This is a genomic window from Acidovorax sp. SRI_002 (assembly GCF_057586455.1).
Genome location: NZ_JBYCZW010000004.1, coordinates 57,813 through 70,166 on the forward strand (window position 1 = coordinate 57,813; position 12,354 = coordinate 70,166).

Genomic DNA, 12,354 nt, shown 5'->3' on the forward strand with positions numbered 1-12,354 from the left:
GTCAGCCGTGGGGGCGGTCCGCGTCGTCCGAAAGGGCTGCGGCATCCGCTGCCAGGCGCTCCGCATCCTGCCGTTCGAAGCGGTTCATGGCCCAGCCATAGACCACCACAATGCCAATGAACACCAGCACTGCCCCCTGCGCCGCAATCCAGTAACCCAGGGGCCACCCGCCAAAGACCAGCACTTGCAGGTCCCGGGCGAAGTAGGTGGCACCAAACGACACCAGCGCCCATAGCAGCAGCAAGCCGGCCTTGAGCTTGAGGTGCCGCACATCGTGCAGATCGGGCGGGAACGGGCCCGCCATTTCGGCATCTGCAGAACGCCGGTGCTGCTGCGGTGGCTGCATCACAGGCACGGCATCAGGGACGCAGTGGCGGGTGGTGCAGTCGGCACATGGCAGCCCGGTCGGAGCGTCAGCCTGCCAGTTGCTGCCAGGTGGCGATCACGCTGTCGGGGTTGAGCGAGATCGACGAGATGCCTTCCTTGGCCAGCCACTGCGCAAAGTCAGGGTGGTCGCTGGGGCCCTGGCCGCAGATGCCGATGTACTTGCCCTGGGCCAGGCAGGCCTTGATGGCCTGATGAATCAGTGCCTCGACAGCGGGGTCACGCTCATCAAAGTCCTGCGCCAGCAGCTCCAGGCCCGAATCACGGTCCAGGCCCAGCGTGAGCTGGGTCAGGTCGTTGGAGCCGATGGAGAAGCCGTCGAAGAACTCCAGGAAGCGCTCGGCCAGGATGGCGTTGCTCGGCACTTCGCACATCATGATGACCTTGAGATCGTCCTTGCCGCGCTGAAGGCCATGGGTGGCCAGCAGCTTGGTCACGCGCTCGGCCTGGCCCAGCGTGCGCACAAACGGCACCATCACCTGCACGTTGGTCAGGCCCATGTCGTTGCGCACGCGCTTGAGCGCCTCGCACTCCATGGCAAAGGCTTCACCGAAGTCTTCGCTGATGTAGCGGGCTGCGCCACGGAAGCCCAGCATCGGGTTTTCTTCCTCGGGCTCGTAGCGGCTGCCGCCGATCAGCTTGCGGTATTCGTTGGACTTGAAGTCCGAGAGGCGCACGATGACGGGCTTGGGCCAGAAGGCGGCCGCAATAGTGGCCACGCCTTCGGCGACCTTGTCCACATAGAACGCCCTGGGGCTGGCATGGCCACGGGCCACGGACTCCACGGCCTTCTTCAGGTCGGCATCGATCTGGGGGTAGTCCAGGATGGCCTTGGGGTGCACACCAATGTTGTTGTTGATGATGAACTCCAGCCGGGCCAGACCCACGCCTTCGTTGGGCAGCTGGCAGAAGTCAAAGGCCAGCTGGGGGTTGCCCACGTTCATCATGATCTTGGTCTTGATGGGGGGCATCGCGCCGCGCTGCACTTCGGTCACTTCGGTTTCAAGCAGGCCGTCATAGATCTTGCCCGTGTCGCCCTCGGAGCAGCTCACCGTGACCAGCGTGCCGTCCTTCAGCCGCTCGGTCGCGTCGCCGCAGCCCACCACGGCCGGGATGCCCAGCTCGCGCGCAATGATGGCGGCGTGGCAGGTGCGGCCGCCCCGGTTCGTGACGATGGCGCTGGCGCGCTTCATCACGGGTTCCCAGTTGGGGTCGGTCATGTCGGTCACGAGCACATCGCCGGGCTGGACCTTGTCCATCTCGGAAATGTTGTGCACCAGGCGCACCGGGCCGGTGCCAATCTTCTGGCCAATGGCGCGGCCCTCGGCCAGCACGGTGCCATGGCCCTTGAGCTTGTAGCGCAGCTCGGCCTGGCCCTTGGCCTGGCTCTTCACCGTCTCGGGGCGGGCCTGCAGGATGTAGAGCTGGCCGTCGGTGCCGTCCTTGCCCCACTCGATGTCCATGGGGCGGCCATAGTGCTGCTCGATCACGAGCGCGTAGCGCGCCAGTTGCTCCACGTCGGCGTCGGTCAGCGAGTAGCGGTTGCGCTGCTCGGTGGGCACATCAATGGTCTTGACGAGCTTGCCGCTGGCGGCCTTTTCCTCAGGCGTGGAGAACACCATCTGGATCAGCTTGCTGCCCAGGTTGCGGCGGATCAGCGCCTTCTTGCCGGCCTGGAGCATGGGCTTGTGCACGTAGAACTCATCGGGGTTCACGGCGCCCTGCACCACGGTTTCGCCCAGGCCGTAGCTGCTGGTGATGAAAACCACGTCTTCAAAGCCGGATTCGGTGTCGATGGTGAACATCACGCCGGCAGCGCCCAGGTCGGAGCGCACCATGCGCTGCACACCGGCCGACAGGGCCACCACATCGTGCTCGAAGCCCTTGTGCACCCGGTAGGAAATGGCGCGGTCGTTGTACAGCGACGCGAACACTTCCTTCATCTTGTGCATGACTTCGTCGATGCCCACCACGTTCAGGAAGGTTTCCTGCTGGCCGGCAAACGATGCGTCGGGCAGGTCCTCGGCCGTGGCGGAAGAGCGCACGGCAAAAGAGGCAGCGGGGTTGCCAGCACTCAGCTTGGCAAATTCGTCGGCAATGGCCTTTTGCAGGTCGGCCGGGAAGGGCTGGGCCTCGACCATGGCGCGGATTTCTGCACCCACTTGTGCAAGCGCGCGCACGTCTTCGGTGTCCAGGCTCTTGAGCTTGGCGCTAATGCGGTCGGCCAGGCCGTCATAGGCCAGGAACTCGCGGAACGCGTGGGCGGTGGTGGCAAAGCCCGTGGGCACACGCACGCCCTGCGGCAGCTGGGAGATCATCTCGCCGAGGCTGGCGTTTTTACCGCCAACGACCTCGACATCGGTCATTCTCAGGTTTTCAAACGGTACGACCAGGGCGGTCGGGCTGAAAAGTGCAGACATGGGAAAGCTCCAGAAGTTGAAACCGGGTCTGCGTGCCGGGCCCTGGATGGCTCCTGGCAGGCGGCCATGCACGGCCTGAGGCTTTGTCGTTGTGGTTGTGGGCCGACGCGGTGCATGGTGAGAATTGGATAATTGTGACAATTGTAGGCCCGAGCATCTGGCAGCGGGCTGACGCTTTCACGCGACTTACGCAAATCGGGCAATCACCACTTCTTTGTGGTGGCAACCCGGCTGGCGCAAGCCGCATCCAAAAAAAGGGGCTCCATGCACTCGCGCACCGTATTTTTTGTCTCTGACGGCACCGGTATCACCGCCGAAACCTTCGGCAACGCCATCCTGGCCCAATTCGAGATGAAGCCGCGCCATGTGCGCCTGCCCTTCATCGACACGGTGGACAAGGCCCACCAAGCCGTGCGGCAGATCAACCACACCGGAGAAGTCGAGGGCAAAAAGCCCATCGTCTTCACCACGCTGGTCAACATGGAAGTGCTCAAGGTCATCCAGGACGGCTGCAAGGGCATGCTGCTCGATATGTTCGGCACCTTCGTCCACCCGCTGGAGCAGGAGCTGGGCATCAAATCGCACCACCGTGTGGGCCGCTTCAGCGACGTGAGCCGCAGCAAGGAATACACAGACCGCATCGAAGCCATCAACTTCAGCCTGGCCCATGACGACGGCCAGAGCAACCGCGACCTGGCAGGTGCCGACGTGATCCTGGTGGGCGTGAGCCGCAGCGGCAAGACCCCCACCAGCCTGTATCTGGCCATGCAATGTGGCCTGAAAGCCGCCAACTACCCGCTGATCCCCGAGGATTTCGAGCGCCGCCAGCTGCCCCCTGCCCTGGTGCCGTTTCGCAGCAAGATCTTTGGCCTGACCATCAGCCCCGACCGCCTGGCCGAGATCCGCGCCGAGCGCCGCCCCAATTCGCGCTACGCCAGCCTGGAGAACTGCCGCATGGAGGTCTCCGAAGCCGAGGCCATGATGCGCCGCGCAGGCATCCGGTGGTTGTCCACCACCACCAAGTCGATTGAAGAGATTGCGACGACCATCCTGCAGGAGATTCGGCCGGAGAGGCTGGTGTATTGAGCAGCGTTGCATGGCAAGTACGACTCAACCTCCCTCGGGGGCCATGGCAGAATTTATGCAAAAACAGGCTCTACCGCCCTACTGACAAGCGCAACACGCTATAAATAATATAGCAATGTTCTCACAGGACCGGTGGTGCAGTCTGGCTTGCGCCGCAAGCCCCGCCCGCAGATCACGGCAGACCACCTCCTGCGGGGCCATCGCCCCCAAACAATTCAAACACCATGCTGCGCAGCCATTGGTTCACCGGCTCGCGGTGCACCTTGGCGTGCCAAAACACGCTGATGGGCGCGTCAGGCAGTTTGACGGGGTGCGTGCGCACCACCAGGCCAAAGGGCTCGACCAGCTTGAGCGCCAGCCGCTCGGGCACCGTCGCCACCAGCGCCGTGCTTTGGAGGATGTGGCCCACGCTCACAAAGTGCGGCACGCTCAGCCGCACCAGACGGTCGATGCCAGCCTTCTGGATAAGCTCGTCCACCTTGCCGTGCCCCGTGCCCGCTGACACGATCACCAGGTGCTCTGCCGCCTTGTAGTCCGACAACAGCAGCTTGGGCCGGTCCAGCGCGTGGCCCTTGCGGAACAGGCACACATAGCGCTGGCGGAACAAGCGCCGCTGGAAGAACCCCGCTTTCAACTGCGGCAGCAGGCCGATGGCCAGGTCCACCTTGCCAGCCTCCATGTCTTCGCGCAGATGGGTCGCGTTGTTGCGCACGGTGTTCAGCGTGACGCCCGGCGCCTCCCGCCCCAGGCGCTCCAGCAGCGCGGGCAGGAAGACGATCTCGCCAATGTCTGTCATGCCGATGGTGATGGTGCGCTTGAGCGTTGCGGGCGTGAACTGCGTGCGCTGGTTCAGCCCGCTGTGGATCATGCCCAGCGCATACCCCACGGATTCGCCCAGTTGCTCGGCAAAAGGCGTGGGCACCATGCCGCCCGAGGTGCGCAAGAACAACTCGTCGCCAAAAATGCGCCGCAGCTTGGCCAGCGCGTTGCTCACGGCAGGCTGCGTCAGACCCAGGTTGTCGGCCACTTTCGACACGCGCCGTTCGACCATGAGTTGCTGAAACAGCACCAGCAGGTTCAGGTCGATATCCGATAGCTCCATCGCCACTCCATCAGCTTGCGTGATATGAAGTGGCGATGGTATTGCAGCCAGTGATTCGCTGGCGCTTTCGTGGGCACAATGGGCTGGATGAAATCGACCGCAGCCCGCCATGGACATCCTCGTTCAGCCGCTTAACCGCGTGATCCGCGCCGAGCCCGGCGTGAACCTGCTCGACGCCCTGCGCGCGGCGCAGGTTCCGATGTCGTATTCGTGCCTTTCTGGGCGCTGCGGCATCTGCCGCTGCCGGGTGCTGTCTGGTGAGGTGCTCGATGGCGGGCGCGAGCAGCAGCGCCCGCTGGACGGCGTGGACGGTGCCGTGCTGGCCTGCCAGACCTATGTGACCGAGCCCTGCACCATCGAAGTGCCCGCCCCCGGCGAAGCCGTGGTGCACCGTGCGCGCGTGGCCAAGGCCACCGTGGTGGCCATCGAACCGCTGGCGGCAGACATCCGGCGCCTGCTGCTCAAGGTGGCAAAGCCCATTGCGTACTCGCCGGGCCAGTACATGCAACTGGGGTTCACGCCGACGCATGTGCGCCCCTACTCCATGGCAAACCTGCCCGGCGAGCCGCTGCTGGAGTTCCATATACAGCTCATGCCCCAGGGCCGGGTCAGCGGCTACATCGCCGGGCAGCTGAAGGTGGGGGACAAGGTCAAGGTCAGCGGGCCGCTGGGTGCGGCCTATTTGCGCCAGCAGCACACGGGGCCCATGCTGTGCGTGGCCGGGGGCACCGGGCTGGCGTCAGTGCTGTCGGTGGTGCGCGGCGCCATGGCCGCCGGGATGCGCAACCCCATTCACCTGTACTTCGGCCTGCGCTCCCCGCGCGAGCTGTATGGCCTGGGGTGGCTGGACCATTTGCGCAGCGTGCACCCTGCTCTGCAGGTGCATGTGGTGGTGGCATCAGGCGCCGACCCTGCCACACAGCGGCGCGGGCTGGTGACCCAGGCCATCGAGCAGGACCACGCGAGCCTGCAAGGCTGGCAGGCGTATCTGTGTGGCTCGCCGCCGATGGTGGAAACCACCACACTGCTGGCGCTGGGCAAAGGGCTGGAGGCAGCACACCTCCATGCCGAGGCGTTTTACATGCAGGGCGACTGATTCCGTCTCCAAATCATCCGTGTCGTTGTTGCTTCGCCTTGCCGTGCTACAGCACTGTCTGCGGCTTCGCGCCTGGACACGAATGATTTGGAAAAGGAATGAGGTTCTTGGAGTCGTCTGAATCCACTTGAACCGCTCACTCAGCGCGGTCGAAGCGCCGCGAGGGGCTTCGGCAGGCTCAGCCCGCATCCGGCTGCGCACTGGGCGCCGCCTTGCGGAACGCTTCCAGCTGCGCACAGGCGGCATCCACCGCCTGCACCAGCGGCCAGCGCGACAAGTCCACCTTGAAGCGGCGCGCGCTCTCCACCTGCGGCACCAGGTACACATCGGCCATGGTGGGGGTGCTGCCAAAGCAAAAATCACCGCGCTGCGGGTCCCTGGCCAGCAGCGCCTCGATGGCATCAAAACCCGCGCTGATCCAGGTGCCGCACCAATCGTTCACCGCCGCCTCGTCGGCACCAAAGCGATGGCGCAGCGCCTCCAGAATGCGGCGGTTGTTGACCGGGTGGATGTCGCAGCCCACGATGGCCGCCAGGGCGCGCACCTGGGCACGATTGCCTGCATCGCCGGGCAGCAGCGGTGGTGTGGGATAGCGCTCTTCGAGCCACTCGATGATGGCGGGCGACTGGATCATCACGCCCTCGTCGGCCTCCAGCACGGGCACGAACTGCTGCGGGTTGATGGCCTTGAAGGCATCGCCCAAGTGTTCCTCACGCCGCAAATCGACCGCGACCTGCTCGTAGGCCAGCCCCTTGAGATTGAGCGCAATGCGCAAGCGGTGGGAGGTGCCGCTGCGGAAGAAGGAATAGAGTTTCATGGTCAGTCACTGTGTCAGTTTGTGCCTCAGTCCAGGGCAATCTTGGCGCGCTTGACGACTTCACCAAACGTGCGCGAATCGCGTTCGATGGCCTTGGTGAGTTCAGCGGGCGGGCCAATGTAGGGCTCAAACCCGAAGGTCGCCAGGCGCTCCTTGACCTCCGAGGTGGCCAGCACCTTGCCCACGTCGGCATTGATCTTCTCGATGGCTGCCTTAGGCGTGCCAGCAGGCGCGAACAGGCCCACCCAGGTCTTCACTTCGAACCCGGCCGGGCCGCCCGCTTCGCCCATGGTCGGAATGTCGGTGAAGCCCGCCAGACGCTGGGGCGCAGCCAGGGCCAGAAACTTCACCTTCTTGGCCTGGAACATCGGTCCGGCCGTCGCTGCCGTGCCAAACGCCCACTTGATGTCGCCCGTGGCCACCGAGGTGTAGACGCTGCCCATGTCCTTGTAGGGCACATGCATCATCTTCGTGCCCGTTGCTGCCTCCAGACTCGCCGCGCCCACATGGGCCACGCTGCCGATGCCCCAGGAGCCGTAGGTGATGTCGCCCGGCGCCGCCTTGGCCGCCTTGATCAGATCGCCCACATCCTTCCAGGGCGAGTTGGCCGCCACCACCACAAAGAAGTTCGTGAAATACACCGGCGCCACGGGCTCGAAATCTTTGGCCGGGTCATAGGGCAGCTGCTTGAACACATGCGGCTGCAGGGCCATGTGCGTGTTATCCACCTGCAGCAGCGTGTAGCCGTCTGGCGTTGCGCGCTTGGCATCACCGATGGCGATGAACCCGTTGGCCCCTGGTTTGTTGTCGATGACAAGTTGCTGCCCCCAGTTGCGCGACAAGCGCTCGCTGAGGATGCGCATCACCGCGTCGGGGCCGCTGCCGGGCGAATATGGCGCGACGGAGCGAACGGGTTTGGCGGGGAAGGTCTGCGCCACGGCGTTGGGCAGGCTCGCGGCGGCCACAAGGGCCAGCGCGCAAAGCGCCAGGGCGGGTCTCAAAATCTGTGAATGAATGGCGGTCAGCATGGGGGTGTGTCTCCTTGGTTTTATGAAAGCCGAATCCGGCTTGGTGAGTGATGGATCAAACAGTGACTTGCGCACGGTGGCTGTGCAGCGCCTCAAAAATCGGCGCATCGCTGAAGCGGAACAGGTCGAGTGCGCCAGCGGCAGATGCCTGGGCTGAGAACGGCTGCCACGACGGCACCACAAACAAGTCGCCCCGCGCTACCTGCCAGGTGCGTTCACCCACCGTGACGGTGCCGCTGCCGTCAAACACCTGGAACACGGACGAACCCACCTCACGCTGAACCCGCGTTGCACCGCCCGCACGCACGCGGTGCATTTCGGTCCGCATCGTGGGCAACACATCGGCACCGGTGGTGGGGTTGGTAAAGCGCACCGCCGCGTGCCCGGGGCTCAGCGTGCCCGCCTGGCCTTCGTCCTCCAGCGCCAGCTGATCGGCCAGCGCACGGTCGGTGTCCACCCAGCGGTAGGCCAGCAGGGGCGTGGCGGGCTGGGCCTGCACCATCGATACCGGGCGCAGGCCCGGGTGGCCCCATAGCCTTTCGGAGTACGAGCGCTCGGCGGTGGTGCGCTCAGCGGGCGGAAGCTTCTCGCGCCCCACTTCGAAGAACTGGCTCTCGGTGTAGTACGAGAACGGAATGTCCAGACCGTCGATCCAGGCCATGGGCTCGGTGGCAGCGTTGTGGTGGGCATGCCAGTTCCAGCCGGCCTGGGGCAGAAAGTCGCCCCGCGACATGCGCACCGCATCGCCATTGACCACGGTCCACACGCCCTCGCCTTCCACCACAAAACGAAACGCGTGCTGCGTGTGCCGGTGCTCGGGGGCGTCTTCGCCCGGCATCAGGTACTGGATGGCGGCCCACAGCGTGGGCGTGGCAAAGGGGCGCCCGCCCAGCGCCGGGTTGGCCAGCGCAATCGCACGGCGCTCCCCGCCACGGCCCACGGGCACGATGGCGCCCGCCTGTGCGGCCAGGGCCTTCAAGCGGTCCCAGCGCCACAGGTGCGGCACGGCTTTGGATTGGGGCTGGCGGGGCATCAGGTCGCCAATCTGCGTCCAGAGCGGCACCAGCAGCTCTTGCTCAAAGCCCCGGTACAGCTGCTCCAGTTCGGGCGTCGGATCGGGCTGGCCCTTGCCCGCAACGGCGTGCAGCTGCACGGGGGAAGGCGTGAGGTCGGTGGTCATGGTGGGGTTGTCTCCTTCGTTATTGCCGTCAGCTTCTTCGGACTTCCAACATCCGTTCAGGCTGAGCTTGTCGAAGCCCTGCGCGGCGCTTCGACTGCGCTCAGTGAACGGTTTGTGTGATTTCGTGCAGGCTCCGCTGCCTGGTTCTGGTGCTACTCCGCCGCGCCCACGTGCAGCGAGATGCTGCCCACGCCCTCAATGTGGCCGTCGATGCGGTCGCCTGCCAGCACGGGGCCTACGCCCTCGGGCGTGCCGGTAAAGATCAGGTCACCCGGCTGCAGGTGGTAGAACTTGGACAGGTCGGCAATCAGCTCGGGGATGTTCCAGATCAGCTTGGACAGGTCGGACTTCTGGCGCACGGTGCCGTTGACCGATAGCTCCAGATTGCCCTGGCCCAGCACCACCTGCGGCATAGGCACGATCTCGGAGACCACGGACGACTGCTCTACATCCTTGCCCAGGTCCCAAGGCCGGCCCTTGTCGCGCGCCACCAGCTGCAGGTCGCGGCGCGTCATGTCCAGGCCGCAGGCATAGCCATAGATAAGGCGGGGCGCATCGGCCTCGCTCACACGAAAACCGGGCGCACCAATGGCCAGCACCAGTTCCATTTCGTGGTGGTAGTTCTGGGTGCCGGGTGGGTAGGCCACGGTCGCGCCAGACTCGACCAGCGTGGACGGCGCCTTGGTGAAATAGAACGGCACTTCCACCGCCTTGTCCACCGGGCGCCCCATCTCCACCGCATGCGCGTGGTAGTTGCGGCCCACAAAGAACAGCCGGTGGATGGGCAGGCGCTCGCTGCGGCCACGCACAGGCAGCGAATAGACGGGGGGCGGGGTCCAGAGGTAAGTGGTTGACGTGGTTGCGGTCATCGGTGGTTTCCTTTTGCTAATGCTGTTGTTGGTAGTGGTGCTGCGGTTTCGGCATTCGTCCGCTCAAGCCGTTCACGCTGAGCGCAGTCGAAGCGCCGCGCAAGGCTTCGACAAGCTCAGCCCGAACGGACGTTTCAAGAACGGACATTTCAAGTTCCATGACGCTCCATCGAATTCATCCCCCTGAGCCGTTCACGCTGAGCACCGTCGAAGCGCTGCGCAGGCTGTGTCACAGCTTGGCCATCGGGGTACCCAGGTCGGCCAGCCGCTCGGCATCCACCGGCTTGCGCTGCTCGATCAGCCTGCGGGCAAAGCGCAGGTCGCGCGCTGCGTTGGCCCCTACGGCTGCCTGCACCACATCGCCTGCCAGGTAGAACAGCACAAAGCTGCCGCTGGCCGGGTCGCCGCGCTGCACCACGCGGTGCGCAGGCGTGGGCATGCCGTAGATCTGCAGGTTCATGCCGTACTGGTCGGACCAGAACCACGGCAGCGGCTGGTAGTCCACGGCCTGGCCCAGGGCCGAGCGCGCGGCGGCCATGCCCTGCTCCTGCGCGTTCTGCCACGACTCCAGCCGCAGGCTGCGGCCCGCCCAGGGGTTAGGCGCCACGGCCACATCGCCTGCAGCCAGGATGTGGGGGTCGGACGTGCGGCATTGGGCATCGACCAGCACGCCACCTTCGCAAGCCAGGCCCGCCGCGCGCGCCAATTCGTCGTTGGGCACCAGGCCAACGCCCAGCACAATGGTGTCGCACGCCAGCGCGCTGCCATCGGCCAGCAAGACCTCCGAGCGAATATCTGCGCCGTCTGCGCCATCTGCAGCGCGGGCAAAGCCCCGCACCCCCGCGCCCAGCAGCACGCGCACGCCCTGGGCGCGGTGCAGCGCCAGCAGGTACGCCGAAACCTCTGCAGGCACAGAGCGTTCACACAAGCGGCTTTGCGTCTCCACCACCACCACTTCCGCGCCCTGCTGGCGTGCGGTGGCCGCCACCTCCAGGCCGATCCAGCCACCGCCCACCACCACCACGCTGCGGCCGGACCGAAGGGCCGGGGCCAGCGCCTGCGCATCTTCAATGGTGCGCAGCGTGTGCAGCGGCACCTGGTCAGCGCCCGGCACGGCAAGCCGCCGGGCGCGCCCCCCGGTGCACAGGATGAGCTTGTCGTAGGGCTGCGCGGTGCCATCCGACAGCAGCACCTGCTTGGCCGCGCGGTCAATGCGGTGCACCTGCACACCGGGCCGCCATTGCACCGCCAGGGCGTCAAAGGCCTCGGGCTTCATGAGGCGCGTGCTCTCAGGCGCTGCTGCGCCCGAGAGCACCGCCTTCGACAGCGGTGGCCGCTCGTGCGGCGGGTGGGCTTCGTTACCGACCAGCACCACGCGGCCCGCAAAGCCTTCACTGCGCAGCGTTTGCGCCGCCCAGCCGCCCGCCTGGCCCGCACCGACGATCACGATGGTGTGGGCCGAGCGGGCGTTTGCGCCTTCATGCGGCAATGCAGCGGCCTCGACCTCAGGTCGTTCGGCAGTCATGGGGGGTCTCCTTGAGAGGGTTGCTGTGCTCAGCGGCGCTCAGTCCAGGGCCAGCCACACGCGACCGCCCTCGATCTTCACGGGGTAGCTGCGCAGCGGCTCGGTGACGGGCGCGCAGGTGGGTTTGCCGTTGCGCACATCAAACTTGCCCTGGTGCAAAGGGCATTCGATCTCGTGCCCTTCCAGAAACCCATCGCACAGGCGCGCATGGCCGTGGGTGCAGATGTTGTCGGTGGCAAACACCTCGCCGCCCACGCCATACAGCGCAATGTCGCGCCCGGCCACGGCCAGGCCCATCACGTCATCCTGCGGCACATCGTCATGCGCGGCGGCGTCAATCCAGTTCGTCGTCATCGTCGTCATGGCAGCTCCTCAGATGGGGTAGATCAGCGAGTTGGGGATCATCTCGCTGTCGTAGACGACGAGGCGCGACGCGAACTTCAGGCCTTCGGGCGTGGGCACCACCTCATCCAGCGTACGCCCCACGTTGAACACCATCGATTCCTTCGACAGGCGCGTGCGCAGCACCGCGTAGTTGGCCTCGCAGTGGATGCGGCTGTCTGCATCCACCTTGTGCACCAGCGGCGCACCCACCACGTGGCGCTGGTAATAGGGGTCGTGGAACAGCGTCTCACGGATGCCGTAGACGCGGTCTTTCAGCATGCCCTTGCTGTCAAACGCCAGCGTGGCCAGCGGAAACCCGCGCTCGTGGTTCTCTCGCGGCTGCAGCTTGTACACGCAGTTCTCGATAAAAAATTCAGGCCACGCCTCCCAGTCCGCCGCGTCGAGCGCGCGGGCGTAGCGGGCGTAGAGCTGGCTTAGTTCAAAGTAGGTCTGGAAGTCCATG

General features: G+C 65.4%; 12 protein-coding genes. 2 read left to right on the top strand and 10 right to left on the bottom strand.

Features of this window, described 5'->3' with window-relative positions:
* Position 1: 1 nt before the first annotated feature.
* A complete protein-coding gene (locus tag AC2YJX_RS11570) occupies positions 2-346 on the bottom strand; it encodes a DUF4212 domain-containing protein (protein WP_055398688.1) in 345 nt (114 codons plus the stop codon).
* Between the two features lie 67 nt (positions 347-413).
* Entirely contained in the window at positions 414-2,804 is a 2,391-nt protein-coding gene (gene ppsA, locus AC2YJX_RS11575) for a phosphoenolpyruvate synthase (protein WP_055398689.1), read from the bottom strand.
* A 264-nt stretch (positions 2,805-3,068) separates the two neighbouring features.
* Between ppsA and ppsR the strand changes: the two genes are divergently transcribed.
* The gene (ppsR, locus tag AC2YJX_RS11580) at positions 3,069-3,890 is read left to right on the top strand and encodes a posphoenolpyruvate synthetase regulatory kinase/phosphorylase PpsR (protein WP_055398690.1); all 822 of its coding nucleotides are present in this window, start codon (positions 3,069-3,071) and stop codon (positions 3,888-3,890) included.
* A gap of 172 nt (positions 3,891-4,062) precedes the next feature.
* Here ppsR and AC2YJX_RS11585 read toward each other — a convergent pair whose 3' ends face one another.
* Positions 4,063-4,992 (bottom strand): LysR family transcriptional regulator, encoded by a 930-nt coding sequence (locus AC2YJX_RS11585; RefSeq protein WP_487256126.1) that lies wholly within the window; start codon positions 4,990-4,992, stop codon positions 4,063-4,065.
* Positions 4,993-5,101: 109 nt separating this feature from the next.
* Here AC2YJX_RS11585 and AC2YJX_RS11590 point away from each other — a divergent pair, with 109 nt between their 5' ends.
* Positions 5,102-6,088: a 2Fe-2S iron-sulfur cluster-binding protein gene (locus AC2YJX_RS11590; RefSeq protein ID WP_487256127.1), complete on the top strand. Its 987-nt coding sequence runs from the start codon at positions 5,102-5,104 to the stop codon at positions 6,086-6,088.
* Between the two features lie 178 nt (positions 6,089-6,266).
* Here AC2YJX_RS11590 and maiA read toward each other — a convergent pair whose 3' ends face one another.
* The 7 genes from maiA to AC2YJX_RS11625 form a co-directional block, all read right to left on the bottom strand.
* The gene (gene maiA / locus AC2YJX_RS11595) at positions 6,267-6,905 is read right to left on the bottom strand and encodes a maleylacetoacetate isomerase (protein WP_487256128.1); all 639 of its coding nucleotides are present in this window, start codon (positions 6,903-6,905) and stop codon (positions 6,267-6,269) included.
* A 26-nt stretch (positions 6,906-6,931) separates the two neighbouring features.
* Positions 6,932-7,933 carry a Bug family tripartite tricarboxylate transporter substrate binding protein gene (locus AC2YJX_RS11600; protein WP_487256129.1) on the bottom strand — a complete coding sequence of 334 codons (1,002 nt, stop codon included), beginning with the start codon at positions 7,931-7,933 and terminating at the stop codon, positions 6,932-6,934.
* A 55-nt stretch (positions 7,934-7,988) separates the two neighbouring features.
* Positions 7,989-9,113: a cupin domain-containing protein gene (locus tag AC2YJX_RS11605; protein ID WP_487256130.1), complete on the bottom strand. Its 1,125-nt coding sequence runs from the start codon at positions 9,111-9,113 to the stop codon at positions 7,989-7,991.
* 152 nt (positions 9,114-9,265) lie between these two features.
* On the bottom strand, positions 9,266-9,982 hold the full coding sequence (locus tag AC2YJX_RS11610; RefSeq protein ID WP_487256131.1) for a fumarylacetoacetate hydrolase family protein: 717 nt from the start codon (positions 9,980-9,982) through the stop codon (positions 9,266-9,268).
* Between the two features lie 229 nt (positions 9,983-10,211).
* Positions 10,212-11,507, bottom strand: coding sequence for an NAD(P)/FAD-dependent oxidoreductase (locus AC2YJX_RS11615; RefSeq protein WP_487256132.1), 1,296 nt, complete (start codon positions 11,505-11,507; stop codon positions 10,212-10,214).
* Positions 11,508-11,546: 39 nt separating this feature from the next.
* Complete coding sequence (locus AC2YJX_RS11620; protein WP_487256133.1) at positions 11,547-11,870, bottom strand: non-heme iron oxygenase ferredoxin subunit; 324 nt, start codon at positions 11,868-11,870, stop codon at positions 11,547-11,549.
* Positions 11,871-11,879: 9 nt separating this feature from the next.
* Positions 11,880-12,353, bottom strand: a complete 474-nt coding sequence (locus AC2YJX_RS11625; RefSeq protein WP_487256134.1) for an aromatic-ring-hydroxylating dioxygenase subunit beta — start codon at positions 12,351-12,353, stop codon at positions 11,880-11,882.
* Between the last annotated feature and the right edge of the window lies 1 nt (position 12,354).